We start from the raw sequence: 25,949 nt of genomic DNA on the forward strand, positions 1-25,949 counted from the left end.
CCATGTCCGATGCGATGGCCCAATTCCGAGATGCCTTTTTCGAAGAGGCCACCGAGCTGGCCGACGGCATGGAGGCCACCCTGCTCTCCATGGACCTGGCTGCGGTCGAGGTCGAGGACCTCCACACCCTGTTCCGGGCCGCCCACTCCATCAAGGGCAACGCGGCCACCTTCGGCTTCCCGGCGGTCGCCGCCTTCACCCACCAACTGGAGAGCACCCTCGAACCCGTCCGCCAGGGCACGCGGCCCATGACGCCCGACCTGCGGGAGCTGATGCTGCAGGGCGTGGACCTCATCCGCAGCCACCTGCACCACGCCCGCCGCGGGGAGCCGCTCCCCGCCAAGGAGCAGCAGTCGCAAGAGGCCCTCATGGCCAAGCTGCAGGAGGATGTCTCCACCGCCCCGCCGCCCGCCGCGGCGACGCAGGCCCCGGCCCGGACCGTGGCCATGAAGGGCGGCCGCGGCTTCTCCATCCGCTTCGAGGCGCCCACAGATTCCTTCCGCCGGGGCATCAACCTGGAGCGGCTCTTCCGCGACCTGGCCAAGCTAGGAACCCTGCAGATCTGGCCCGACCTGACGCGGATCCCCACGTTCGAGCAGATGGACCCCGAGGACTGCCACCTGGCCTGGGACATCCGGCTGGAGACCGCCCACCCGCAGATCGACGTGGACGACATCTTCGAGTTCGTGGCGGAAGGCGACAACCTCCGCATCCAGCCCCTGAGCCCGGAGGGGGCGGTGCCGTCCCTGGGCGAGATCCTCCAGACCGAAGCCGGGGTCAGCCCCGCCGACATCCGCGAGGCCCTGTCGCAGCAGAAGCGCCTGGGCGAGCTGCTGGTGGACATGGGCAAGGTCAAGCCCGAGGTGGTCACCAAGGCCCTCGACCAGCAGCAGAAGAAGCGCAACCAGGCCGAGGCTTCCACCGTCCGCGTGGCCACGGACAAGATCGACCGCCTGGTGAACCTGGTGGGCGAGCTGGTCATCACCCAGGCCATGCTGGCCCAGGCCTCCCAGCAGTCGAACACCATGCAGGGCGAGGAGCAGCTGAGCGCCGCCCTCATGCAGCTGGACCGCCAGACCCGCGAGCTGCAGGAGCGCGTCATGGGCATCCGCATGGTGCCCGTGGAGATGGTGTTCTCCCGCTTCCCGCGCATGGTCCACGAGCTGGGCAAGCAGCTGGGCAAGGACGTGGAGCTGGTCATGGAGGGCCAGGCCACGGAGCTGGACAAGACCTTCATCGAGATGCTGGTGGATCCCCTCACGCACCTGGTGCGCAATGCCGTGGACCACGGCATGGAGGACAAGGAGGAGCGCCTCAAGACCGGCAAGCCCGCCATGGGCACCATCGCCCTGAGGGCCTCCAGCCGGGGCGGCCACATCCACATCGAGGTGAAGGATGATGGCAAGGGCCTCAACCGGGATCGCATCCACCAGAAGGCCCTGGACCGCGGGCTGATCCAGCCGGGCCTCCGTCCCTCGGACGAGGAGTTGAACCTGCTCATCTTCGAGCCCGGCTTCTCCACCGTGGAGCAGGTCTCGGACCTGTCCGGCCGCGGCGTGGGCATGGACGTGGTGAAGCAGAACGTGCGGGCGCTGGGCGGCCGCATCGAGGTGGAGAGCCAGCCGGGCCGGGGCACCCTCATCCGCCTGGTGCTGCCCCTCACCCTCGCCATCCTGGACGGCCTCACCGTCCGCGTGGCCGAGGAGACCTACGTGTTCCCGCTGGCCTCGGTGCTCGAGAGCTTCCAGACCCGGGGCACGGACGTGCAGACCGTGAAGGGCGACCGGGAGGTGATCAGCCTCCGGGGCGAGTTCATCCCGGTGGTGCGCCTGCAGCGCCTGCTGGCCGTGGGCTCGGGCCAGGACGCCTCGGACCGCACCCTCCTGGTGCTGGTGGAATCCGAGGGCCGCCGCGCGGCCATGGCCGTGGATGAGCTGCTGGGCCAGCAGCAGGTGGTCATCAAGAGCCTGGAGACCCACTACCGCCGCGTGGAGGGCATCTCGGGCGCCACCATCCTCGGGGACGGCCGCGTGGCCCTCATCCTCGACGTTCCCGGTCTCATGCGGCTGGAGGCTGGGGCCGCCGCGGTCGGAGCATGAACCGGTCCCGCGTTTCCGAGGTCGAGGCCCTGAGCCAGGGCCGGGAGCAGCTGTCCACCGCCACCTTCACCGCCCTGCGCGACCTGCTGCATGCCCACTCCGGCATCGCCCTGGCCGCGCACAAGCTCACCATGGTGCAGTCCCGCCTGGCCAAGCGCCTGCGGATCCTGGGCATCCAGACCTACGAGGAGTACCTGCAGCGGCTGGAGAATCCGGAGGCCCCGGAGTGGTCCGAGTTCATCAACGCCCTCACCACCAACCTCACCAGCTTCTTCCGCGAAGGCCACCACTTCACCCGGCTGGTGCCGCTCATCCAGCCCTTCCACGCCGCCTCCCGCCGCATCCGGATCTGGAGCGCCGGCTGCTCCACCGGGGAGGAGCCCTACACCCTGGCCATGACCCTGCTGCAGGGGTTCGGCTCCGCGGCCAACATCCAGATCCTGGCGACGGACCTGGACACGGCAGTGCTGGAGACCGCCGCCCACGGCGTCTATCCCATGGCCCGCATCGAAGGGGTGGACGACTCCTGGAAACGCCTGGCCTTCCTCAAGGGTTCCGGTGCGCAGGAGGGCCAGGTGCGGGTTCGGCCCGAGGTGCGGCAGCTGGTCACCTTCCGGCAGATGAACCTGCTGGAGGACCGCTGGTCCGTGCCCGAGGCGCCCTTCCAGGCCATCTTCTGCCGCAACGTCATGATCTATTTCGACAAGCCCACCCAGCGCAAGCTCCTGAAGCGCTACCACGACCTGCTGGAACCCGACGGACTCCTCTTCGTGGGCCACTCAGAGGCGCTGCTGGATACCACCCTGGGCTTCCAGTCCCTGGGCCAGACCATCTACCGGCGCCGGGAGGTGGCGTCATGAGCCCGCCCGTCCCCCTGGTCCACGGCCGTGCCTCCAAGTACCTCGACCGCAACTTCAACCGCCAGGCCATGAAGATCCTGCCCGGCGAGTTCTACGCCACCGCCGAGGACGAGGTGATCGTCACCGTCCTGGGCAGCTGCGTGGCCGCCTGCATCATGGATCCCATCGCCATGGTGGGGGGCATGAACCACTTCATGCTCCCGGTGAAGCAGGGGGACCGCGATCCGGACGTGTTCTTCGCGGCCCGCTACGGCGCGGCGGCCATGGAATACCTCATCAACAACCTGCTGCACCTGGGGGCGCAGCGGGACCGCCTTGTGGCCAAGGCCTTCGGGGGCGGCAAGGTGATGCGGGGCATGTCCACGGACGTGGGCGGGCAGAACGTCGACTTCGTGCGGGAGTTCCTGCGCAACGAGGACATCCCGCTCTGGAGCGAGGACATGGGCGGGCCCTTCCCCCGCAAGGTCTACTTCTTCCCCCACACGGGCCAGGTGCTGGTCAAGCGCATGGAGACCACGCACAACGACACCGTGCTCAACCGCGAGCTCACCTACATCCAGGAAGTGGTCGGCCGGCCGATGAATGGTGACGTGGAGCTGTTCACATGAACATGGAGCGGAAGCGCCGCGTCCTGGTGGTGGATGACAGTGCCCTGGTCCGCCAGGTGCTGACCAACATCCTGTCCCGCCATCCCCTGCTGGAGGTGGTGGGCACCGCCAAGGACCCCTACGATGCCCGCGAGCGCATCAAGGAGCTGGATCCGGACGTGCTCACGCTGGACGTCGAGATGCCCCGCATGGACGGCCTCACCTTCCTGGGCAAGCTGATGAAGGCCCACCCCATGCCCGCGGTGATGCTGTCGAGCCTCACTGCCAAGGGCACCACCACGGCCCTGGATGCCCTGGATCTGGGCGCCGTGGACGTGATCGGCAAGCCCACCATGGACCAGGCGGCGGGTCTGGAGCGGATGGGCCATGAGATCGCCCAGACCGTGTACGCCGCGTCCCTGGCGCGGGTGGGCGGCCCCCGGCCCCCGCTCCAGACCCCGCCCTCGCTGGCCGCCCTGGCCTCCCGCGCCAAGGCCGGCCGGGCCCTCATCGCCATCGGCTCGAGCACAGGCGGGACCGAGGCCCTGCGCCAGGTTTTCGAGTCGATCCCCGAGAACCTGCCGCCCATCGCCGTGGTCCAGCACATGCTGCCCGGGTTCACCGCCGCCTTTGCGGAGCGCCTCGACCGCAGCAGCCGGGCCCGGGTGAAGGTAGCCGAGGATGGCGAATCCCTGAAGGCCGGCACCGTCTACCTCGCGCCCAACGAGGCCCACCTCACCGTCGGCCGGCACAGCGTGGGTCTGGTGGCCATCCTCCAAGCCGGGGACCGCGTATCGCACCATCTCCCTTCGGTGGACGTGCTCTTCGACTCCGTGGCCGCGTCCTGCGGGGCCCATGCCATGGGTGTCATCCTCACGGGCATGGGCGATGACGGCGCCCGCGGCCTGCTGAAGATGCGCCAGAAGGGCGCCCGGACCCTCGGCCAGGACGAGGCCACCTGCGTCGTCTACGGCATGCCCCGCGCGGCCTTCATGCGCGGCGGCGTCGAGGAGCAGGCCCCCCTGGGCGCCATTGCGAAACACCTCGTCGCCTGGTGCGAACGCGACGCCTGAACCCTGCCATTCCCCCACCTTCTCTTGGCTGACATGTCCCTCCGATCCCTCCTCCTCCCGGCAGTACCCGGCACCTTCAGGGCCTTCTTCGCCCTGTTCGGGGCCTGGTCCCTGGTGGTGCTCGCGGCGCTCGGAGCCGACATGTACTTCTCGATCCGCGAAGACCGGGTCATCGCCTACAACCGCGCCTCGGACAGCTACCGCAAGGACCTGGCCTACCGCCGCTGGGCGGCGGAACGGGGAGGCGTCTACGTCCCCAAGGACGCCAGGACGCCACCCAATCCCCACCTGGCCCACCTGCCCCACCGGGACGTCACCACCACCGATGGCAAAGCCCTCACCCTGGTGAACCCCGCCTACATGACCAGGATGGTCCACGAGCTGGCCGAGCGGGACTACGGGCTCAAGGCGCACATCACCAGCCTGAATCCCATCCGGTCGGAGAACGCCCCGGACCCCTGGGAACGCAGGGCCCTGGAATCGTTCGAGCGGGGCGGCCGGGAACAATCCGAGGTCCTGCAGCAGGACGGCAAGCCCGTCCTGCGGTTCATGGGCGCCTTCCTGGTCGAGGAGAGCTGCCTCAAATGCCACGGGCAGCAGGGCTACAAGCCGGGCGAAGTCAGGGGCGGCATCAGCGTGACCGTGCCCGTGGGCTCGGGGGCGACCGTCTTCGGCCTGACCCACGAATCCATCTCGGTCCTGTCGGTCCTCGCCCTGTGGCTGATGGGGGGGCTTGGCATCCTGGCCTGGGTGCGCCGGCTGGTGCATGCATCGCGGGACCAGCTGCGGATGATGAAGGAGATGGAGGACGGTTCCAATCGGTTCCACCAGCTCTTCCAGTCCTCCCCGGCCCCGATGATCATCCACCGGAACGGCCGCTTCACGGACGTGAACCTGGCGGCCGCGCGGCTGCTGGATGCGGATGATCCATCCCAGCTCATCGGGCTGGAGATCCTGAGCTTCATCCATCCCCAGTACCGCTACCTCGTGAGCGAGCGCATCCACACCGTCGAGCAGAACGAGGAGACCGTCCCGGCGATCGAGGAGGTCTTCCTCACCTACCGGGGGCGCGAAGTCTGGGTGGAGGTCCAGACGGCCTACATCGACCTTCCCGGCGGACCCGCCATCCTCGTCTTCGCCCAGGACCTGAGCGAGCGCCGGCGCGCCGAAGAGGAGCGCCGGAAGATGGAGGCGGAGATCCAGCACGCGCAGAAGCTGGAGAGCCTCGGCAGCCTGGCCGGAGGCATCGCCCACGACATGAACAACGTGCTCGGGGCCATCCTCGGCATGGCGACCCTCCTCCAGCTGAAGCGCGAGGGGGACGAGGCCCTGCTCAAGTCCCTGCGGACCATCGAGAACGCCGCCAGCCGCGGCCGCGACCTGGTGAAGGGCCTCACGGACTTCGCCCGCAAGGGCCTGCAGCAGGCCCAGCGGCTGGACCTCAACACCCTGCTCCGGGAGGAGCTGGATCTGCTCGTCCGCACCAGCCGCCAGCGGTTCACCTTCGAAGTGGAGCTGGACGAGACGCTGCCGCCGATCATGGGGGAGCGCAGCTCGCTGGGCAGCGCTTTCATGAACCTCGCGGTCAACGCCTTCGACTCCATGCCCAGGGGCGGCACCTTCCGGGTCAGGACCTTCCAGGAGGGCGACCAGGTCTGCCTGGAGGTGGCCGACACCGGCGAGGGCATTCCGGCGGACATCCTCTCCCGGGTCACGGACCCTTTCTTCACCACCAAGCCCCAGGGCCGGGGCACGGGCCTGGGCCTGGCCATGGTCTACGGCACGGTCAAGGCCCACGGGGGCTCGCTCGACATCCAGAGCGAGGTCGGCAAGGGGACGCGCATCCGCCTCCACCTGCCCGCCCTGGTCACGAGGACCCTCTCGGGCGAGCCCGAGGACCTGCCCGTGGCCCACCCGGATCATCCCCTGCGGATCCTGCTGGTCGACGACGACGAGCTCATCCGGGACATCCTGCCCCCGATGCTTGAGCAGCTGGGGCACCGGGTCGAGACCACCTCATCCGGGCTGGAGGCCGTGCGCCGCCTGGGTGCAGGCCTGGAGGTGGACCTGGTGATCCTGGATCACAACATGCCGGGCATGACCGGGGCCGAGACCCTGCCGCGCATCTTCCAGCTGCGGCCCGCCGTCCGGGTGCTCATCGCCACGGGCTTCCTGGACACGGACCTCAAGATCCTGCTGGCCGACTTCCCCTCCGTCTCCACCCTGCAGAAACCCTTCTCCGTGGTCGAACTCCGCAAGATGCTGCAGGCCATTTCAGCCGAACTGGAACCCTAGGGCTTCGGCGGAACCTGCTTCCCAGCCTCCACCTGCTTCTTCGCCTTCTCCCGTTCCGCGTCGCTGGGCGTGCCCCACACGACCCGGCTGGGCTTCTGCTTGAGGAGTTCCAGCAGCTCCTCGACGGAGGCCAGGGAGCGGCGCAGACTCCCCAGGCTCTGCTCCAGCTCCGGGTGGTTCTGGGCAGAAAAGCGGCTCATGAAGGCGTCGGCCTGCTTCAGGGTCGAGGCCAGGCTCACCAGGATCTGATCCAGCTCGGGCCCGCGCTTCTCCATCAGGCTGCGCACCGTGCTGAGGCTCTGGTCCAGGGCGGCCAGCGCCCTGTCCGCCTCGCCCATGCTGCGGTCCGCATGGCCCACCAGCCCCCGGCTCTCCTTCGCCAGGACCTGGAACTCCTTCAGCGTGCCATCCAGCGACACCAGCGCCTGGCGCACGGAGGGATGCTCCAGCACGTCGCCCAGGCCCTTGCGCTCGAGGCGCCCGCGCAGGTCGTCCACGCCCGCCTGCAGGCTGGCCATGAGGTGGTCCGTGCGCTCCAGCACGCCGGCGATGGACACGCCCGAGTCCCCGGGGATCTCGTCCCCCGCGACGAGCGGCACCACCCGCTCGGCCACCTCGGGCAGCCGCAGGTCCAGCATCACGCTGCCGACCCCCTTCGGCGCCAGGTTCGCCCGGGTCCCGCGCCACAGCTTGATGTCCTCGCGGACGGAGATGCGGGCCAGGAAGTGATAGGACTTCCCTTCCAGCCGCATGTCCACGCGCTCCACTGAGCCGACCCGGAAGCCCTTCAGCTGCACGTCGGTGCCGGGCGCCAGACCTTCCATCTGCTCAAGCCGCACCACCAGCGGGTAGCTGCGCTCCGTGACCGCGCCCGCGTTCTTGTAGGCCACCAGCGCGAGGAACAGGGCCAGGGCCCCGAGGACGAGCAGCCCGAGACGGGCATCCTGCTTCTCGAAATTCATGGGGACTCCACTGACACCGGCGCACGGTGAAGCTGGAGGCGCCCCGCCTCCAGGTAGGCAAAGGAACCAGCCTCCTCCGCAGCGATCACCAGCGTGCAGACGCCGTCGGCGGCCCAGGTCCTGATCAGATCCTGGGCGATGCCCCGGTCCGTGGCATCCAGGCCCTCCAGCGGGTCATCCAGCAGGATCAGACCGGGATCCATGGCCAGCACCCGCGCGAGGTTGCCATGCCTGCGCGCGGAGGCGCTCACCGCATGGGGGCGGAGGTCCGCCACCGCGAGCAGGTCCAGGCGCTCGAGGGCGGCCTCGGTCCGCTGCCGGAGTTCCCCGGGCGGAATCCCCTCGAAGCGAAGCGGGAGGGCGACGTTCTCCCGCAGGGTGAGGTTCGACAGCAGCCCGCCCGACGCGAAGGCGAAGCCCAGCCGCACCTGTCCGATGAGGGACAGCACCCCATCTCCGGGCCAGACCTGGCGGCCTCCCACCCGGACCAGGCCCCGGGCCGGGCGTTCGATCCCGGCGATCACCTTCAGGAGCCGGCTCTTCCCGGAGCCGCTGGGTCCCGTGATCAGCTGGTTCCCGCCCCGCGGCACGGCGAGTTCGAGCGACTCCAGCAGCAGGCGGCCATCCAGGGCGTCCAGGGCGAGGTCGTGGAGCTCGATCATCGCGGCCCCGTCAGAAGTAGAGGAGGGCGGCGATGAGGCCGTCCAGGGAGAACACGGCCACCAGCGCCGACACGACGGTCTTGGTGACGGCCTGGGGGATCTCGGTCTGGCTGCGGCGGATGCGCAATCCGAAGTGGCAGGCGTGGAAGGCGATGACCCCCGAGAAGAGCACCACCTTGAGCAGGGTGGCCGCGAAGTCGCGATTGGACAGGGCCTGGCGCACCGAGTCCATGTAGAACCCGAAGGTGATGCCGTACTTGAGCTTCGCCACCAGGAAGCCGCCGCCCAGGGCCGCCGCGTCGAAGAACACCACCAGCGCGAACACCGAGACCAGCACACCCAGCCAGCGGGGCAGCAGCAGGTACTGGTAGGGGTTCACGCCGTGGGTGGCCAGCGCGTCCACCTCGCCGTTCAGCTGCATGGCGCCCAGCTCCGCGGAGATGGCCGTGGCACTGCGGCCGATGACCAGCACCGCCGTGAGCAGCGGGCCCAGTTCGCGCAGGATGATCAGCACCATCAGGGCGCCGATGTAGTTCTCGGCGCCCAGGCCCGAGAGCTGGCTGAAGGCCTGGATCAGGGTCACCGCACCCAGCAGCAGGGCCGTGCCGCTCACCAGCCACAGCGCATCGAGCCCCGTGAAGCGGATCTGCAGTCGGGTCTGGCTGCCCACCACCGCCAGCTGGTCCAGGCGCAGCAGGAGGGCGCCCCGCAGCGTCCGCAGCACCAGGTGCGCCTGGTCGCCCAGGAACTCCAGGAAGCCGCGCACGGGCGCGCCAAGCCGCGCAAGGAAAGCCATCTCTCACCCAAGGGATGGCCCAGGCTAGCAGGAATCGGCCACTCAGGGATTCGGGACGAAGCCGTCCGCGTAGTCGATGACCGTCACCACGCGGTAGTCGCGGTGGGGCGCGCTGCCCGCCCCGGCCTGGTGCAGATCCGGGTTGAAGAGGTTGTGGCGGTGTCCCCGGCTGGGCACGCCGTCGTCCACCAGGAGCTGGATCACCACCTGCCGCGCCTCCGGCTCGCCGGTGCTGATGTTCTCCGCCACGAGGCCATGCCAGGTGCCGAGCCGGTTGAGCCGGTCGGAGAGCTTGGCGCCATCCGAGCCCACGTGTTCAAGGGCCCCACGGGGGCCCAGGTCCTGCGCGTGCCGCCGGGCGGCCAGGGCCAGCCCCTCGTTGAAGCGGAGCGGCCCCACCGGGCGGGCAGCCTCGAGGAAGGCGATGGCCTCATCCAGCGCCGCCACGCCCTCGTCCGTGCGCAGGGGCACCCGCCTTGGCCGGTGCCAGAGGTTTCCCTCGAAAGCATCCCGCAGCTCCCGCAGGTATTTCGCATAGGCCTTCGGTCGGATGCGGGCGTCGCTCATCTCCTGGACCACCGCCCGCTCAAAGGCCGTGGCCTTCTCCGCGGGCACCTGGGCGCCAAGGCCGAGGCCGGACCCGGCCCACAGCAGGACCGGAAGGAGTGGGCGGATGAGACGGGCGACGGAGTTCCGCATGAGGGCCTCGGGACAGACGACTCTAGCGGATCCTGGGCGATACGGTCCGGATCTTGGGGCCATCTTTGAGCACCCACGCCACCTGCGCCCAGCCGATCAGCAGGGCCAGCCCCAGGCTGGTGGCCAGCGTCACCGACACCCAGCGGTGGCCCCGCTGGAGGTCCGCCCTGCCCTCGGCCACCTGGAGGTAACCCGCCAGCGCGAGGCCCAGCGTCACCACCACCAGCAGCACCAGCCAGAGATGGAACATGGCTTCGAAGGCCCCGGCGGAGATCAGCCTCCGGCTCAGCAGCCGCACGCCCCAGGCGAAGCCGGACCAGGCGGCCAGATCCAGTGCCAGCCAGGAAGAACGGGACCGGACCTGGATGGACACGGCATGGAAGAACAGCAGCAGGACGATGCCCCCGGCCAGCCACAGGCCGATGATCCGGCTGACCTCCTTCAGAGGGAGCTGCCTCCAGATGCCGCCCAGCAGGATCGGCGGGAGGCAGAGCAGACCGGCGGACAACACGGCCATGCCGACCCCTGCCCCGACCTTGCCGGCGAAGATTTCGCCAGTCCGGAGCGGCTGGTTCAGCAGGAAGCCGAAGCGCCGCTCCTCCAGGTCGCGCCCCACCATCGTGGCGCCGAAGAGGGCGGCCACCACCCAGGCGAACAGCGTGCCCGTGCCGATGGCCATGAAGGTGGCCTTGTCGTGGAGGGAGCCCCCATCAGGATCGAATCGGAGCCCGATGAGCTGGATGAAGCCCATGCCCAGGGCCAGCAGGAAGACGTTGCGGCGGCCGATCCATTCCCGGCGGAAGACAGCGAGGGTGGTCATGAGGCTACCTCCGATTCCGCGCCCACCAGGGCGACGAACAGCTCCTCCAGGGACAGGGCATGCACCTTCAGGTCCGGTCGGTCGCCGTCCAGCAACCGCGCGGGATCGCCCTGGGACAGCACTGCCTCGCCGCCGAGCCCGCCTTCGCGAATCCGCAGCGGGGCATAGGGCGCCAGCTCCTCGGGCCGCAGTGCCTGGAAGGGCGCCCAGCTCACCTTGCGGTGGCGGGCTTTGAGCTCCTCCAGGCTGCCATCCAGCAGGAGCCGTCCCTCATGGAGGATGCCCACCCGGTCGGCGATCCCCTCGATGCCCGCGAGATCGTGCGTGGTGATGAAGATGGTGGTACCCCGGTCCGCCAGCTCGCTCAGCAGCTCGTCGTAGACCTCGCGCCGGGCCACCGGATCCAGGCCCAGGGTCGGGTCATCCAGCACCAGCAGTTCGGGCCCGGGGCCCAGCGCCAGGGTCAGGGCGAGCTGCGCCTTCTGGCCCCGGGAGAGTTTCCCGAAGGGGACGTCGAGGGGCACGCGGAAGCGCTTCAGCCGGTCGTCCGCGGCGAGCGCATCCCACCCGGGATGGAGGTCCGCGCAGAACCCGAGCAGCTGGCGCGGCGTCATGGCCGGCGGCGCGTCCGGCTCCTCGGCCACCACGCCCACCCGCTGCATGAGCTCCGTGCGGCGGGACCAGACGTCCTGACCGAGCAGCTCCACCCGGCCCGCGAGGGGCTTCTGGTGGCCCAGCAGGCACCGGACCAGGGAGGTCTTGCCGGAACCGTTGCGCCCGAGCAGGGCGTAGACCTGGCCGGGCGCAACCGTGAAGGAGGCCTCGTCCAGGGCCTGGATCCGGCCGTAGCGGACGCTGAGGTTCCGGCAGTCCACGGCGGGGGGTGCCTGGGTGATCGTCATGACTTGCCTCCCTTACGGGTGATGGATTTCCATGCTGCCGCCAGGAAGGTCGTCGCCTCGGGCAGGTCCGCCCCGGTGGTCAGGGCCGTGGCGGCGTAGCGGAGGGCGCCCTCGCGCAGCAGGGCCGCCCGTTCGCTGGCCCGGAAGGCCGGGGGCGAGTCCGCGACGTAGGTGCCGTCGCCCCGGCGAACGGCCAGCACGCCGGCTTCCACGAGGTGCTGGTAGGCCTTCACCACGGTGTTGGGGTTCACCCCCAGATCCCGGGCCAGGTCCCGGACCGAGGGCATCAGCGCCCCGGCCGAGAGCCCCCCGGAGGCCGCCAGGCGGCGCACGCCCTCCTCGATCTGTCGCCAGAGGGGGGCCGCTTCGGCGGGGTCCACTTGAAGAAGGGTCTTCATCCCGTGCCTCCCGGGCGAGGGTTACTGTATCAGTGAACTAATACAGTAAAGCAGACAGACCTGCCGTCAAGGGGTGGGCCAAAAAAAGAGGGCTCCGGAGAGCCCTCGGTTGACGCTGGTTCGATGGGATGGCTTCAGATGGCGGGCCCGTCGATCTCCGCGAAGAGGGGGTGCGTCAGGTAGCGCTCGCCGGTGTCGCAGAGCACGGCCACCACGGTCTTGCCCTCACCCAGCTCCTTGGCCACCTCCAGGGCCGCGAAGACGATGGCGCCGGTGCTGATGCCGGTGAGCAGGCCCTCCTCCCGGGCCAGGCGGCGGGCGATGGCGATGGCGTCGTCATAGCCCACGGGCCGGATGCGCTGGAAGGCCTCGCGGTTGAGGATGCTGGGCACGAAGTTGGGCCCGATGCCCTGGATCTTGTGGGGACCCGCCTGCCCCGTGCTCAGCAGCGGCGAGGTCTCGGGCTCCACGGCCACCACCAGGGTGCCGGGCTTCTCCTTGGCCAGCACCTCACCCACGCCGGTGACGGTGCCGCCGGTGCCCACGCCCGCCACGAAGGCGTCGAGCTCGGGCACCTGCTCCAGGATCTCCAGCGCCGTGGTGCGGCGGTGGACGGCGGGGTTGGCGGGATTGTCGAACTGGCGCACCAGGAAGTAGTTCGGATCGGCGTCTGCCAGCTCCTGGGCCTTGTCCACGGCCGCCTTCATGCCGCCGGAACCCGGCGTCAGCACCAGCGTCGCGCCGTAGGCCTTGAGCAGGGCACGGCGCTCCTGGGTCATGGTGTCGGGCATCACCAGCGTGATCTTGTAGCCCTTGGCCGCCGCCACAAAGGCGAGGCCGATGCCCGTGTTACCGCTGGTGGCTTCGAGCAGGGTGCTGCCGGGCTTCAGGACGCCCCGCGCCTCCGCGTCCTGGATCATGCTCAGGGCGATGCGGTCCTTGACGCTGCCGCCGGGGTTGGCGCTTTCCAGCTTCACGTAGACCTTGGCGGAACCCGCCGGCACGATGCGGCTCAGGCGCACCACGGGGGTGTAGCCCACCAGGTCGTAGGCGTGTTCCACGCGGTTGGGCCGGGTGATGGGGGCGGTGGCCAGACTCATGAATGCACCTCCTTCAGGGATCGGGCGCGGCCCGGAATCTGAAGTATGAAAAGGAATGAAAAATTGTCAAGTTTGTCAATTGTTTTGATTATATACTTGAGCTAGGATGGCATCGGAGGTTCGATCATGAAAGGTTCTGCCAAGGGACGTTATGGATTGCAGCTCATGGTGGAGCTGGCGCTGCAGGCGGGGCGCGGCCCCATCCTGGTGGACGCCATCGCCGGCCGCCAGGGGCTCCCGCCCAAGTTCCTGCGCGTGTTGCTGGGCAGCCTCAAGACTGCCGGGCTGGTGAAGGTCCAGCGCGGCCCCAGCGGCGGCTGCGAGCTGGCCCGCCACCCCAGCCACATCAGTGCCCTGGAGGTGCTGGAAACCCTCGAGGGCCGCCTTGGCGGCCTCAGCCTCCCCCCCGACGCCACCCACGGCGCCCGCGCCGTGCGCGAGCTCTGGACCCGCAGCACCGAGGCCGCCCGGGCCGTCCTCAAAGCCACCACCCTCGCCGACCTCGCCACCCGCCAGCAGGCCCTGGAGGTTGACAGCCACGGGTACTCGATCTAGCGGGCAGCTGATTCGTCATCAGCGGGTGTCAGGGCTTGGCGGTCCCGTCCGGACAGAGCCAGGCCTTGGCCTCGGCCAGGGTCCGGAACACCCGGATCTCGATGCCCGAGTGGGAGGCGTGGCCCCGGTACATGTTCGACACCCCGTAGGTCAGATCCTCGGGCGCGGCGATCGCCGCGCGGGTCAGGTTCGTGCCTTTCAGCTTCAGGCTGTCCGTCGCGACGATGGCTTCAAGTTCACGGTTCGATACCTCCAGCCTGGTCACGCCCGTCAGATCCACCAGGCAATGGGTGATGCGCTCGGGGGTGGAGATGCCCTCCGGAAAGGCGGCGATCACATCGAGGATCTCCTGGCCCGTGAGGACCCCCCGCCCGAGGCGGAGGAGGCCCGTTCCCTCATGGATCAGTTCGGTCAGGTAGGGCATCGAGTGCTCACTTGTAAAATTTTTACCAACTGGGATAGCAGTTCCAAGCTACCCCCCAGCCGCGCTCCCGCCAAAGAAAAATTCCATAAAAACGAACTCATTCCAACCACCGCCCCCGGCTCCTTTGGCGGCTTCCTGCTCTCCGTGGAATCTGCGTCAGGGCTTGAACTCCTGACTCGCGTGCTCGGCCAGCGCGTGCCCCTTCAACTGCACGTCGCCGCCGCGGTAGAGGCCCCAGCCGGGGAGACCGCGGGGCCAAGCCTTGGTCATGGCCCACTGCTGGATGCGGCTGTTGGCCAGCACCACGACGAGGAAGCGCTTGGGGTTCCAGGGATTGGGGAAGGCGGCGATGAGGCTGTCATCGGGCCGGCCGTAGGTGCGCCCCTGCCACTTGAACCAGCCGGGACCCGCCTCGACGGGGAAGCGGCCTTCGGCCTGGAGCCGGGCGGCCACGCCGTTGTCGGCGGGGCCGCCGAAGAGGAGGAGGTCGCTGGCGGCCAGCTCCGCGTCGCTCACCTCGGCATCCGTCTGCACCGGCAGCAGCACCTCGGTGGTCAGTTCGGCCAGGGTGTCCCGGTACTGCAGGGCCAGGGTGCGCTGGGCCTCGACCTCGCGGGCGGTGCCATAGATCAGCCGCGTGGCGGTCCAGTCATCCAGCACGTTGCCGAGCACCCAGAAGTTCGCGCGGGCCACGGGGATGTCGTTGCCGGTGTTGAAGGTGACCCGAGTGGGCTGGGCCTCGCTGGGGAAGGTGAAGGTGCCGGTGGCGCCCGTCATCTGGATGCGCTCCAGGCGGGCGCCCTTGGCGGTCTCCAGGTTCACGGCGGCGACGAAGGGATAGGCGAAGCCGGTCTGGTCCACCGTGAGGGTCACCGCGTAGCCGGCCTCGGCCTTCTTCACGTCCACCTTCATCCGGGGCGTGGGCAGGTCGGCGCGCTCCAGCCAGGGCTTCAGGATGGGCGCCACGTCGCGGCCCGCCCCTTCGGACAGGGCCTTGATGAGGTCCGCCGTGCGGGCGGGCTTCCCGTTGAAGCGCTCATGGACCGTGCGCATGGCCTTGGCGAAGGCCGCGTTGCCCAGGTGCAGGCGCAGCTGGTGCAGGGCGAAGACGCCCCGGATGCGGGGGATCTGGTAGGCGCCGTAGCGGTCGTAGGCGGTGGCGGTGGCCAGGGGCGCCTGGGCGCCTTCCTTCGCATCCAGGTACAGGTAGCGAGTGTTCAGGTCCGCCAGGGTGGCGGCCTGGGCCTCGAAAGCCTTGGCGGGCGCGGCGGGCAGGCCCTTGAGCTGCTGCCAGTAGGCCGCGGAGGCGCTCACGAACCAGTTCTCCGCATCGGTGGCGGGCTTCACGGTGCCAGACCAGAGGCCCTTGGCCTCATAGCCATTCGCCTCCTTCATCCCGCTCACATCCGGCGAGGGCGCAGCCTTCGCCTGCTTTTCCTCTCTCCAGGCGGCCCTGGCAGCCTGGAGCTTCTCCGTCACCCAGATGGGGCTGAAGGTCGTGTACCCATGGGTCAGGTGGGGCGTGGCGCCCGGCAGGTCGGCGATGAAGCGGCCACCCACCAGCTTCTCGCGCAGGGTGGTCTTGCCCTGGTGGGCGATGAAGACCAGCTTCTCAGCCATCTCGGAGGTGGTGAGCTTGCCGTCGCAGGCGTGGGGGCGGTTGATGGGGCTGCTGGCCAGGATGCGGGTGGAAGCATCGATGTCGAAGCCGCCCTTACCGTAGGTGCGGAAGGCCTCCTGGAAGGCGATGTCCCGGTTCCAGGTGTTGAAGGCGAGATCGGCCGGGGCGTTCTCGGGGTTGGCGCCGTACTCGCCGCGCACTTCGAGGTCCCGGTTGTTGTTGTTGGCCCAGATGAAGTCGCGGTGGTTGCCGGGCGTGTCCGCGGGCTTGCCCTTGGCGCCGGTGCGCCACAGCTTCGTCTTCTCGGTGCCCAGCAGGAAGCAGGCCCCCTCGTCGGTCTTGGTGTCGGCCATGGTCCAGTCATTGGTGTAGAGGCCGTTGTTCTGCTTGAAGAGGATGGCCGCGGCCTCGTCGATGGTGGCGGCGTACTGGGCGGCCTTGCGGATGCGGTTGCTCTGGGGCGTGCCCTCGGGGTTGAAGGGCGTCTGCCCCACCGTGGTCTCGCCGATCACCAGGCCCGAGCCGTTGATGTACCAATCCGTGCCGCTGTGGATGCCGCCCGCGAAGGTCTGCATCACCACGCGGTGGCCCTTCTCCGGCACGATGTCCAGCATCACGCCCCACTCGGTGCCGGTGTAGCCGTTCCACATGAACAGCTGGGTGAAGATGAAGCGGCCGCTCTTGGTGGCGCCCTTCGTGGCCACGAAGGAGGAGCAGTGGTCGCCCTTGCCGGCCTTCTCCACCTCGTCGTCGCCGGTCATGAAGGTACGGCCGCTGAGCGGGTGCGCGGCATGGTTGAGGCCCTCCTGCAGCTGGCTCATGTCCACGGCGCTGTTCAGGGTGACGATGTCCAGCAGGTCCAGGTCCCGGCCCCGGAACTTGGCGCCGGCCTTCACCGCGCCATCGGCGATGCCCTTCATCTCCTCCAGGAACTCAACGTCGTACTTGCGGAAGAACAGGGCATCCGCCACCTGGCGCTGGTCGGCCCAGCCCCGCACGGGGTCGGCATTGTTCTTCAGCACGCCCAGCTTGGTGATGTAGCGCACGATCTCATCGGCCATGAGCTCGCCGTGCTGGCGCCCTCGGGCGTACGGCGCGCCTTCGATGTGCAGGAAGGTCCAGCCACCCATCTCGTAGCGGAAGCCCTTGCCCGCCCATCGCACGGTTTCCATGGGGATGAAGGCCGTGACGTCTTCCACTTTCTCCAGCTTCACGGCGCTGAAGGTGGCGGCGCCCGTGGCCTTGCCGTTGCGGCCCAGGTGCAGCTGCGCGCGGTCCGTGGGGCTGGTGGCCAGGAACAGCAGCGAGACCTTGCGCTCCGAGGTGCCCGCGACGCTCTGCGAGGCGTTGGTGAAGGGGAAGCTCTCCATGGACAGGCAGGCGCCCAGGGCGGTGGGATAGCGGGCCAGAGGATCGGCCGTCACGCCTTCAGTGCGGATGGTGGCGCTCAGGCGGTAGAGCTCGCCCACCTTCAGGGTCACCGGACCCGAGGCCAGGGTGGCTTCCGTCCCCGCGGCGGTGGCCGCCAGGCGCAGGCCCGAGACGCTCGCAGCGGACCCCGGCTTCAGCGCCCAGCCCGACAGGGGAAGGTCGGCGGCCGTGGCCAGCATCGTCACAGCCATCAACAGCCCGGCGCGAAGCATTCGGATCATGGGAGCCTCCACCCACCAGCATGCCAAACCTCACCCCAGATTGCCTCGCTTTTTGAGGCAATCCGGGGCACCAGCTACTCTGGAACCATGACGCTGCGCAAATGGACCTTCACCGTGGACCCCGAGGACGCGGAGCTGCGCCTGGATCAGCTCATCGCCAAGCGCACGGAGCTGTCCCGGCGTTCGGCCCGGGAGGCCCTGAAGCTGGGCGGCGTGCAGGTGGATCGCAAGCGCGTGAAGGTGGCGGGCAAGGTGGTGAAACCCGGCATCGAGGTGCGGGTGGCCTTCGATCCCGACCTGCCGCCGGTGCCCACCACCCCCATCCCGGTGGTGTTCGAGGACGCCTGGATCATCGCCGTGGACAAGCCCGCGGGCCTCGCCACCCAGGGCACCTGGGCCACGGACCGCCACGACCTGCTGGCCCTGCTGAAGACCCAGCGCCCGGACCTGAGCCTGTTCCTCCACCACCGCCTGGACCAGGGCACCTCGGGTCTGCTGGTGCTGGGCAAGGATCCCAAGGCCAACAAGGGCCTGGCCGAGGCCTTCGCGGGCCGCGATCTGGAGAAGCTCTACCTGGCGCGCATCTCCGCGCCCCTGGAGGCCTGCACCGTGGACGCCCCCATCGGCCGCATCCGGGGCGCCGATCCCGGCCGCTTCGGCACCGCCAACCCCCAATCCGGCTCCGCCGGTGTCGATCTCATCGAGCCCCGCTCCGCCCGCACGGACTTCCGCCCCGCCACGGCGGAAGAAACCGCCGGCCTCGTGCCCGGCCACTGGATCGTGGCCCGCATCCACACGGGCCGCACCCATCAGATCCGCGTCCACCTCGTCCACCTGGGCCACGCCATCGTGGGCGACGCCCTCTATGGCGGCGCCGCCTCCGACCGCCTGTGGCTCCACGCCTGGCGGCTGGGGCTGAAGCATCCCGTCACCGGAGAAGACCTGCGGCTGGAGGCGCCGCCAGAGCGGTTCCGCGCATGAAGCTGCCGCTGCTCTTCAACCCGGCCTCCGGCACCTCCCCCAAGGACCCCGATGCCCTCCTGCGGCCGCTGCCCGCGGAGCTGCGGGACCGGGTGGAGCCCCTGCCCTTCGGTCCGCCCTGGGACTTCGGACCGCCCATCGACCAGGCCCAGCGCGCCGAGGGCCCCCTCTTCATCTGGGGCGGTGACGGCACGATCCACCATGCGGCGAAGGCCCTGATCCAGCGCGGCTGTCCCGTGCCCCTGGCCGCGATCCCCGGCGGCAGCGGCAACGGGCTGGTGCGCGGCCTGCGCACGCCGCTGGAACCCGCCGGGGCGCTGCGGCGCCTGCTGGAAGGCCGGGAGCTGCGCATGGACCTGCCGCGACTGGATGGCGAGCCCTTCCTGAACCTCTGCGGTACCGGCTTCGAGGCCGCCGTGGCCCACCGCTTCGACGCGATGCCCGGCCGGGGCTTCGGCACCTATGCCCGGGCCTGCTGGCAGCTGTGGCGCAGCTGGCCTGAGACCCGCCTCGCTTGGGACGCCCAGGCCGAGCCCATGGCTGCGGACCATGGCCGGTTGGAGCGCATCCGGGCCGCCTTCCAGGGCCCCCAGCCCGACCTGCCGGAAACCGCCTGGAGCCTCTGCCTGGCCAATCTGCCCCAGTACGGCTCGGGGCTGTGGATCGCCCCGGGGGCCGATCCCACCGACGGGGCCCTGCAGTGGGCGACCCTGGCGCGTCCCTCCTGGTTCGACCTGCTGACCGAGGCCCACGTGCTGTTCCGGGAAGGCGGACGCACGGCGCTCCGCCACGAGGGGCGCTTCCGCAAGGCCACCATGCGCCTGGAGCGCCCCCTGCCCTGGCACCTGGATGGCGAGCCCGTGGCCGAGCGCGATCGCGCCGAGCTCACCGTCGAACCGCGGGCCTTCCGGATGCAGGTCTCGGAGGCATGTCCCTGGACCTAGTGTCGGTCTTACGCAAAACCGGCCCCATGCGGGGCCGGTTTTGCGTAAGAGACACAGATGCTCAATGCGGATACACGGCAGGCCCGGTCAGGCTGGGTCCCCGGAACTCGGCGCTGACGCTGGGGCTGGCGCCCCAGAGGCCGGCCACCATCTTCACCTGGCTGAGGTCGGTCTTGGCGGGATCCCAGTCCCGGCGGATCGCCAGGGTGTAGGGGTCCTTCGCATCGGACCACCAGGCGGGATCATCCACGATGACGTAGATGGCGGTGGCCTCATCCTTCGGATTCTTGTAGGTGACCATCACGGGCTGGTGGGCGATGGCCGCCTGCATCATCCCGGGCCCGGGGGTGCCCCACTTGTCCACGAGCATGAGGCGGAACCAGGCCGTCTTGGTGTGCTGGACCTCGACCTGGACGGTGCCGCCAGCGGGCACGGAGATGCCGTAGGCACGCCAGCCGGCCGGGGTCTGCACGTAGTCCGTGAGGAGGTCGACGCTGTCCCCGATGGGGCTCACCGGGATGAACCCGCTCCTGGACAGCCACTGGATCTCGGCCATGAGGTCACGGCCGCGCCAGTAGTCCAGGGTCGGCATCGACGTGCAGCGGACCCAGGGGGGCGGCACGATGGTCCGGGTGCCCGGGTAGTAGCTGACCTTCACGCGGGTGCGGCCGGGATCCGTCGTCCGATGGATGATGCCGGGCTTGGGAAGCCTGGCATCGGGCTCCCGCGTCGTCTGGGGGGTGGGGGCGGGGAGGGTGGCGCTGTTGCCCTTGTCCCGGGGCGACTGGGGCTGGGGGCGTGGCACCTTGCCTTCCTGTGGCGAAGCGCCACAGAGGGTCGATGCCAGGGCGAGCCCGGCAACTGCGGTCATGAAACGGTGTTGCGGAAACCAGGTTCGCATCGCACACCTCCTTGGATCGGAATGGAACTTCTATCATGCCAGACCCATGCCATCCGTCTCGCGCAGCCCGCCATGGCGGTATGCTGGCGCTTTCCAAGATGGGGGCTTCCAGGTGTTCGGCAAGATCCAGCACATCCATTTCGTGGGCATCGGCGGCATCGGGATGTCGGGCATCGCCGAGGTGCTCGCCAACCTGGGCTACCAGGTATCCGGCTCCGACCTCAAGGAGAGCGCCGCCACCCAGCGGCTGCGCAGCCTCGGCATCACGGTCCACCTGGGCCATGAGGGCCGCGCCATCGAGGGCGCGCAGGTGGTGGTGATCAGCTCCGCCGTGAAGGGTGACAACCCCGAGGTCGTGGCGGCCCATGCCGCCAAGGTCCCGGTGATCCCCCGGGGCGAGATGCTGGCCGAGCTCATGCGCATGAAATACGGCATCGCCGTCGCCGGCTCCCACGGCAAGACCACCACCACCAGCATGGTGGCCCAGGTGCTGAACCAGGGCGGCATCGATCCCACCATCGTCATCGGCGGCAAGCTCGGCACCATCGGCAGCAACGCCAAGCTGGGCAAGGGCCCCTTCCTGGTGGCCGAGGCCGACGAGAGCGATGGCAGCTTCCTCATGCTGAATCCCACCCTGGCCGTCATCACCAACATCGACCGCGAGCACCTGGACCACTACAAGGACCTGGACGAGATCCAGGACGCCTTCGTGGCCTTCGCCAACAAGGTGCCCTTCTACGGTTCCGTCTTCCTCTGCCTCGACGATGCCAACGCCGCCGCGGTGCGGCCGCGCCTGAAACGCCGCGTCCGCACCTACGGCACCCACCCGCAGGTGGACATCCGCGCCCGGGAGATCCGGCAGGACGGCTTCCGCACGCACTTCAAGGTGACGGCCCAGGGCGCGGACCTGGGCGCCTTCAGCCTCGGCGTCCCCGGGCACCACATGGTGCTGAACGCCCTGGCCGCCATCGGCATCGCCCTGGAGCTCGACGTGGAGCCCGACGTCATCCGGGCCAGCCTCTCCAGCTTCACGGGAGCGGACCGCCGCTTCCACCTGAAGGGCGAGCGGGGCGGCGTGCTGGTGGTGGACGACTACGGGCACCATCCCACGGAGATCGCGGCCACCCTGGCCGCGGCCCGGGCCGGCTTCCCCGACCGCCGCCTGGTGGCGGCCTTCCAGCCCCATCGCTACAGCCGCACCAGGGCCCTGCTGGACGAGTTCGGCACCGCCTTCTTCGAGGCGGACTGCGTTCTCGTCACCGACGTCTACCCCGCCGGGGAGCAACCCCTCCAGGGCGTGGATGGCGCCGCCGTGGTCGAGGCGCTGCGCTCCCACGGCCAGAAGGAGGTCCACCTGGTGGGCCGGGTGGAGGAGCTGCCGGAAGCCCTCAAGCGCCTCACCCGGAACGGGGATCTGGTGATCACCTTCGGCGCCGGTTCCATCACCAACGCCGGTCCTGCCTTCCTCGAGCTGGACTGAACATGGGAGTCCCGATTCGCCTCGCCCCCGCCGCCCTGCTCTGCGCCTCCACCCTCGTCGCCGGCCTGCCCGCGGGCCTGCTGCCCCCCTCCGACCACCGGCCGGAGGTGCCCCAGCCCGAGCTGGGCCAGCGCTACACGAGCCACGAGGCCCTCCTCGCCTACGCGCGGGCGCTGGCCGCCGCCGCGCCGGATCGCCTGCGGCTGACGACCCTGGGCGTCACGGAGGAGGGCCGCGAGCAGCCCTTCCTCGTGATCACCTCGCCCGCGAACCTGAAGCGCCTCGAGGAATGGAAGGCGCTGAACGCCAGGCTCGCCGAGCCGAGGACCTGCTCCGAGGACGAGGCCCGGCGCATCGCCGAGACCAGCCCCGTGTTCGTGTGGCTGGGCTATTCCGTCCACGGCTCCGAGGTCTCCGGCTCCGAGGCCGCCCTGGCCGTGGCCTACCACTTCGCCGCGGCCCGCAGCCCCGAGGTGCTGAGGCAGCTGGACCGGGTGGTGATCCTCATGGATCTCACCCAGAACCCGGATGGCCGGGCCCGCCACCTCCAGGGCGTCGCCGAGGCCACCACCCCCTTCATCGCCAACGATCCGGCGGATGCCCAGAACACCTCCCGGTGGCCCGCCGGCCGATTCAACCACCGGCTCTTCGACCTGAACCGCGACTGGGCCTGGCAGACCCAGGGCGAGACCCGCGCCAAGACCGCCGCCTTCCTGCAGTGGAACCCCCAGGTGGTGGCGGACTTCCACGAGATGCAGCCGGAAACGAGCTACTACTTCCCCCCCACCATGCAGCCCATCCACGAGGCCCTGCCCAAGGCCTTTTCGGGACGGTGGCAGGCGGCCTTCGGCAAGGGCGTGGCCCAGGCCTTCGACGCCCGGGGCTGGGCCTATTTCAGCCGCGACGTGTTCGACCTCTTCTACCCGGGCTACGGGGATTCCTGGCCCACCTTCCAGGGCGCCGTGGGCATGACCTTCGAAGTGGCCGGACAGGGCGGCGTGGCCTACCGGCGCCTGGACGGCGAGATCCTCACCCTGGAGAGCCGGATCCGGCGCCACGCCGCGGCCAGCCTCGCCACCGTGGCCACCGCCGCCGCCGAGCGCCAGCCCCTCCTCCTGGATTTCCAGCGGGCCCGGCGCGAGCAGGTGGCCCTGGGCGACAGGGCCGGCGCCTTCCTCTTCGCCGAAGGGGACGATCCCGCCCGGGCCCGTCAGCTCGCCACGCTCCTGGAGCGGAACGGCATCGAGGTGCAGCGCACCACCGCCGAGCTGGCCACGTCCGGCCTCGAGCCCATCGGCCTGGCCCGGTCCGCCGGCCTGCCCGCGGGCAGCTACCTGGTGCCGCTGGATCAGCCCAAGGGCGCCCTGGCCCAGGCCCTGCTCGAAGGTGAGGCCCGCATGGGTCCCAAGCCCACCTACGACATCACCGCCTGGAGCCTGCCCATCGCCTTCCACGTGCCCGCCTGGCGCGCCAAGGCCCGGCCGAAGGTCGCCACGGCGATCCGCCCGGACGCCGCGCCGACCGCCCTTGCTGAGGCCGCCTGGGGCTACCTCCTGCCCGCCGGCCACGAAGGCGTGGAGCGCACCCTGGCGACGCTGCTGCTGGAGGGATTCAAGGCCACCGCCCTGGCGGAACCCGCCCAGTTCCAGGACCGCAAGCTCGACGCCGGCACCATCGTCCTGCGGAAGAGCGGGAATCCCCCCGGCCTGAAGGCCAGGCTCGAGGCCCTGGGCCAGCTCAACCGGCACCCCGTGCTCGCCACCGATACGGCCCAGATGACCTCGGGACCCGACCTCGGCTCGAATCGCGCCCTCATCCTGAAGGCCCCCCGGATCGCCGTACTCATGGACCGGCCCGCTGACGCCCCCGCCTTCGGCGCCCTGGCCCACACCCTGACCGAGGCGGGCCTGCCCTTCGTGCAGCTGCGGACGGATCGCCTGGGCTCCACGCCGCTGGCGCGCTTCACGCACCTCGTGCTGGTGGACGACAGCCAGGGGCACGACAGCGCCCAGGGCAGGGCCTGGCAGCAGGTCCTCGGCGAGGGCGGCGCAGCCAAGCTGAAGGCCTGGATCGCGGAGGGCGGCACCCTGCTGGCCTTCCAGGGCGGCGCCGCCTACGCCTCCCGGGCCGGCCTGACGCCCACGGGCTTCCACCTGCTGGCCAAGGCCGCGGAGGAGGCGCGGCTGAAGGAGAAGGATCCCAAGCGGGAGGCGCCGAAGGTCGATCCCGCCGAGCTAGTGCGCCCCTGGGACAAGCGGGAGGACCGCGCCCTGGAGGAGAGCATCCCCGGCACCTTCCTGAAGGTCCGGGTGGATGGCTCACATCCCCTGGCCTGGGGCCTGCACGCGGACCAGGGCGCAGCGGTGCTCGACACCAGCGATCCCATCCTCGAGCTGAGCGCGGGCGGGGAGAACCCCCTCCACTTCGCCAAGGAGGATCTGAAGGTCTCCGGCCTCCTGCCCAAGGCCATGGAGGCCAGGCTGCACCAGACCGCCTGGGCCATCCGCGAGCGGTCCGGCCTGGGCGCCGTGATCCTGCTGGCGGGCGATCCGGTCTTCCGGGCCCAGACGCCGTTCACGCGGCGCCTCCTCTTCAACGCCATCTTCTTCGGCCCCTACCGCCCCGTCACGGAGTAGCCCGTCTATGGGATTACGGTTCACCCTCGCCATCACCGGAGCCTCCGGCTCGGCCTTCGGCGTGGCCGTCCTCCGGCGGCTCTCTGCCAGCCCGGCGGTGGAACACGTGGCCCTGCTGCTCTCGCCCACGGGGAAGCGCTGCCTCTTTGATGAAGTGGGGTTGACGCCGAAGGACCTCGCAGCCCTGCCCAAGGTGGGCCTGCGCGATGAGCGCGACCTGGGCGCCGACATCTCGTCGGGCTCGTACCGCCACGATGGCATGGCCATCGTGCCCTGCAGCGCGGGGGCCATGGGCCGCATCGCCGCGGGCGTGAGCGAGTCCCTGGTGAGCCGCGCGGCGGACGTCTGCCTCAAGGAGCGCCGGCCCCTGGTGCTGTGTCTGCGGGAAACGCCGCTGAACCGCATCCACCTGGAGAACATGCTCCGCATCCACGACGCGGGCGGCGTCGTCATGCCGATCATGCCCGGCTTCTACAGCGGGCCGAAGTCCCTGGAGGACCTCTTCGACACCTTCGCGACCCGGGTGCTGGATCAGCTCGGGCTGTCCGAAGCGGATGCACGGCGATGGAAGGGTTGAGGCCGTCCCCTGAGGTGGTGGTCCTCGGCTGCGCCGGGGTCGACACGAACGTCTTCCTGCCGGGGCGGGAGGTGGACTGGAGCGTCGAGGCCAACTTCACGGAGAACCTCGACACGCCCGGCCAGGCGGGGGTCTACGCCAGCCGGGGCTACGCGGCCCTGGGGCGGCGCGTGGCCTTCATCGGCAACCTGGGCGAGGATGCCTGCGGCGCCATGGTGCGCGAGGCCTTCTCCCGCGATGGCGTCGATGTCCGCGGCATGTTCACGGATCCCGCCGGCACCGCCCGCAGCATCAACGTGATGTACCCGGACGGCCGCCGGAAGAACTTCTACGATGCCCGCGCGGCCTCGGGCCTCCGCCCGGATCCGGCGCGCTGCCGCGAGGTCATGGCCGGCGCCAGGCTGGTGCATTCCCACCTGGCAGACTGGGCCCGCCACCTCCTGCCCATGGCCAGGGAGCTGGGCCTGGTGGTCGCCTGCGACCTGCAGGACGTGGTGGATCCCGGCGATGCGTACAGGCAGGACTTCATCCGTGAATCCGACATCCTGTTCTTCTCGGCCGCCAACCACGCCGATCCCGCTCCGCTCATCCGGCGCTTCCTGCAGGACCGGCCCGAGCGCATCGTGGTCTCCGGCATGGGCGCCCAGGGCTGTGCCCTGGGCACCCGGAAGGGCATCCGGTTCTTCCCCCCCGAGCCCTCGGACCTGCCCCTGATCGACACCAACGGCGCCGGCGATTCGCTGGCCGTGGGCTTCCTCACCAGCCACGTGCTGGAGGGCCGGCCCCTGGCGGAGTCCATCCGCCGCGGCCAGCTCGCCGCGCGGCACTGCTGCACGCTGCGGGGCACCTCGGAGGGCCTCATCCGCGCCCGGGCCCTGGACGCGCTCGCCCTGGCCTCTGCGCCGGCGCCAGAGCTGCGATAGCC

Annotated in this window: 23 protein-coding genes; 12 read left to right on the forward strand and 11 right to left on the reverse strand. The window is 69.9% G+C overall.

Features of this window, described 5'->3' with window-relative positions; all coding sequences use genetic code 11:
• Positions 1-2 precede the first annotated feature (2 nt).
• The 5 genes from QOZ81_RS10840 to QOZ81_RS10860 are packed head-to-tail and all read left to right on the forward strand — an operon-like array spanning position 3 to position 6,914.
• Positions 3-2,099, forward strand: a complete 2,097-nt coding sequence (locus QOZ81_RS10840) for a chemotaxis protein CheA (RefSeq protein WP_291206831.1) — start codon at positions 3-5, stop codon at positions 2,097-2,099.
• Complete coding sequence (locus tag QOZ81_RS10845) at positions 2,096-2,959, forward strand: CheR family methyltransferase (protein WP_291206829.1); 864 nt, start codon at positions 2,096-2,098, stop codon at positions 2,957-2,959. The genes QOZ81_RS10840 and QOZ81_RS10845 overlap by 4 nt, the downstream gene beginning before the upstream one ends.
• Positions 2,956-3,567, forward strand: coding sequence for a chemoreceptor glutamine deamidase CheD (cheD, locus tag QOZ81_RS10850; protein WP_291206826.1), 612 nt, complete (start codon positions 2,956-2,958; stop codon positions 3,565-3,567). The genes QOZ81_RS10845 and cheD overlap by 4 nt, the downstream gene beginning before the upstream one ends.
• Complete coding sequence (locus QOZ81_RS10855; RefSeq protein ID WP_291206823.1) at positions 3,564-4,619, forward strand: protein-glutamate methylesterase/protein-glutamine glutaminase; 1,056 nt, start codon at positions 3,564-3,566, stop codon at positions 4,617-4,619. The genes cheD and QOZ81_RS10855 overlap by 4 nt, the downstream gene beginning before the upstream one ends.
• Before the next feature lie 33 nt (positions 4,620-4,652).
• Positions 4,653-6,914, forward strand: coding sequence for an ATP-binding response regulator (locus tag QOZ81_RS10860; RefSeq protein ID WP_291206820.1), 2,262 nt, complete (start codon positions 4,653-4,655; stop codon positions 6,912-6,914).
• Here QOZ81_RS10860 and QOZ81_RS10865 read toward each other — a convergent pair.
• The 8 genes from QOZ81_RS10865 to cysK form a co-directional block, all read right to left on the reverse strand.
• Complete coding sequence (locus QOZ81_RS10865; RefSeq protein WP_291206817.1) at positions 6,911-7,876, reverse strand: MlaD family protein; 966 nt, start codon at positions 7,874-7,876, stop codon at positions 6,911-6,913. The genes QOZ81_RS10860 and QOZ81_RS10865 overlap by 4 nt on opposite strands.
• The gene (locus QOZ81_RS10870; RefSeq protein ID WP_291206814.1) at positions 7,873-8,538 is read right to left on the reverse strand and encodes an ATP-binding cassette domain-containing protein; all 666 of its coding nucleotides are present in this window, start codon (positions 8,536-8,538) and stop codon (positions 7,873-7,875) included. Before QOZ81_RS10870 ends, QOZ81_RS10865 begins: the two co-directional genes overlap by 4 nt.
• Before the next feature lie 10 nt (positions 8,539-8,548).
• Positions 8,549-9,334, reverse strand: coding sequence for an MlaE family ABC transporter permease (locus QOZ81_RS10875; protein ID WP_291206811.1), 786 nt, complete (start codon positions 9,332-9,334; stop codon positions 8,549-8,551).
• A gap of 42 nt (positions 9,335-9,376) precedes the next feature.
• The gene (locus QOZ81_RS10880) at positions 9,377-10,033 is read right to left on the reverse strand and encodes a CAP domain-containing protein (protein ID WP_291206808.1); all 657 of its coding nucleotides are present in this window, start codon (positions 10,031-10,033) and stop codon (positions 9,377-9,379) included.
• Positions 10,034-10,055: 22 nt separating this feature from the next.
• A complete protein-coding gene (locus tag QOZ81_RS10885) occupies positions 10,056-10,853 on the reverse strand; it encodes a hypothetical protein (RefSeq protein WP_291206805.1) in 798 nt (265 codons plus the stop codon).
• Positions 10,850-11,755: an ABC transporter ATP-binding protein gene (locus QOZ81_RS10890; protein WP_291206802.1), complete on the reverse strand. Its 906-nt coding sequence runs from the start codon at positions 11,753-11,755 to the stop codon at positions 10,850-10,852. Before QOZ81_RS10890 ends, QOZ81_RS10885 begins: the two co-directional genes overlap by 4 nt.
• The gene (locus tag QOZ81_RS10895) at positions 11,752-12,153 is read right to left on the reverse strand and encodes a GntR family transcriptional regulator (RefSeq protein ID WP_291206799.1); all 402 of its coding nucleotides are present in this window, start codon (positions 12,151-12,153) and stop codon (positions 11,752-11,754) included. The genes QOZ81_RS10890 and QOZ81_RS10895 overlap by 4 nt, the downstream gene beginning before the upstream one ends.
• 134 nt (positions 12,154-12,287) lie before the next feature.
• Positions 12,288-13,253, reverse strand: a complete 966-nt coding sequence (cysK, locus tag QOZ81_RS10900; protein WP_291206796.1) for a cysteine synthase A — start codon at positions 13,251-13,253, stop codon at positions 12,288-12,290.
• Positions 13,254-13,379: 126 nt separating this feature from the next.
• Between cysK and QOZ81_RS10905 the strand changes: the two genes are divergently transcribed.
• Positions 13,380-13,808, forward strand: a complete 429-nt coding sequence (locus QOZ81_RS10905; RefSeq protein WP_291206793.1) for an RrF2 family transcriptional regulator — start codon at positions 13,380-13,382, stop codon at positions 13,806-13,808.
• Positions 13,809-13,836: 28 nt separating this feature from the next.
• On the opposite strand, the gene QOZ81_RS10910 is transcribed toward QOZ81_RS10905, so the two are convergent.
• On the reverse strand, positions 13,837-14,232 hold the full coding sequence (locus tag QOZ81_RS10910; protein ID WP_291206790.1) for a hypothetical protein: 396 nt from the start codon (positions 14,230-14,232) through the stop codon (positions 13,837-13,839).
• Between the two features lie 156 nt (positions 14,233-14,388).
• The gene (locus QOZ81_RS10915) at positions 14,389-17,505 is read right to left on the reverse strand and encodes a C45 family autoproteolytic acyltransferase/hydolase (RefSeq protein WP_291206787.1); all 3,117 of its coding nucleotides are present in this window, start codon (positions 17,503-17,505) and stop codon (positions 14,389-14,391) included.
• 87 nt (positions 17,506-17,592) lie between these two features.
• Here QOZ81_RS10915 and QOZ81_RS10920 point away from each other — a divergent pair, with 87 nt between their 5' ends.
• Positions 17,593-18,486, forward strand: coding sequence for an RluA family pseudouridine synthase (locus QOZ81_RS10920; RefSeq protein WP_291206784.1), 894 nt, complete (start codon positions 17,593-17,595; stop codon positions 18,484-18,486).
• Positions 18,483-19,430 carry a diacylglycerol/lipid kinase family protein gene (locus QOZ81_RS10925; RefSeq protein WP_291206781.1) on the forward strand — a complete coding sequence of 316 codons (948 nt, stop codon included), beginning with the start codon at positions 18,483-18,485 and terminating at the stop codon, positions 19,428-19,430. The genes QOZ81_RS10920 and QOZ81_RS10925 overlap by 4 nt, the downstream gene beginning before the upstream one ends.
• Positions 19,431-19,491: 61 nt before the next feature.
• Here QOZ81_RS10925 and QOZ81_RS10930 read toward each other — a convergent pair whose 3' ends face one another.
• Positions 19,492-20,235, reverse strand: coding sequence for a hypothetical protein (locus tag QOZ81_RS10930; RefSeq protein ID WP_291206777.1), 744 nt, complete (start codon positions 20,233-20,235; stop codon positions 19,492-19,494).
• A 208-nt stretch (positions 20,236-20,443) separates the two neighbouring features.
• On the opposite strand from QOZ81_RS10930, the gene murC reads away from it, so the two are divergent.
• The 4 genes from murC to QOZ81_RS10950 are packed head-to-tail and all read left to right on the forward strand — an operon-like array spanning position 20,444 to position 25,947.
• Positions 20,444-21,811 carry a UDP-N-acetylmuramate--L-alanine ligase gene (murC, locus tag QOZ81_RS10935; RefSeq protein WP_291206774.1) on the forward strand — a complete coding sequence of 456 codons (1,368 nt, stop codon included), beginning with the start codon at positions 20,444-20,446 and terminating at the stop codon, positions 21,809-21,811.
• 2 nt (positions 21,812-21,813) lie between these two features.
• Entirely contained in the window at positions 21,814-24,447 is a 2,634-nt protein-coding gene (locus QOZ81_RS10940; RefSeq protein ID WP_291206771.1) for a M14 family zinc carboxypeptidase, read from the forward strand.
• 7 nt (positions 24,448-24,454) lie between these two features.
• Complete coding sequence (locus QOZ81_RS10945) at positions 24,455-25,024, forward strand: UbiX family flavin prenyltransferase (RefSeq protein WP_291206768.1); 570 nt, start codon at positions 24,455-24,457, stop codon at positions 25,022-25,024.
• The gene (locus tag QOZ81_RS10950; protein ID WP_291206765.1) at positions 25,021-25,947 is read left to right on the forward strand and encodes a carbohydrate kinase family protein; all 927 of its coding nucleotides are present in this window, start codon (positions 25,021-25,023) and stop codon (positions 25,945-25,947) included. Before QOZ81_RS10945 ends, QOZ81_RS10950 begins: the two co-directional genes overlap by 4 nt.
• Positions 25,948-25,949: the final 2 nt, after the last annotated feature.

The sequence above is a fragment of the Geothrix sp. genome (genome assembly GCF_030219325.1).
Taxonomy (GTDB): Bacteria; Acidobacteriota; Holophagae; order Holophagales; family Holophagaceae; genus Geothrix.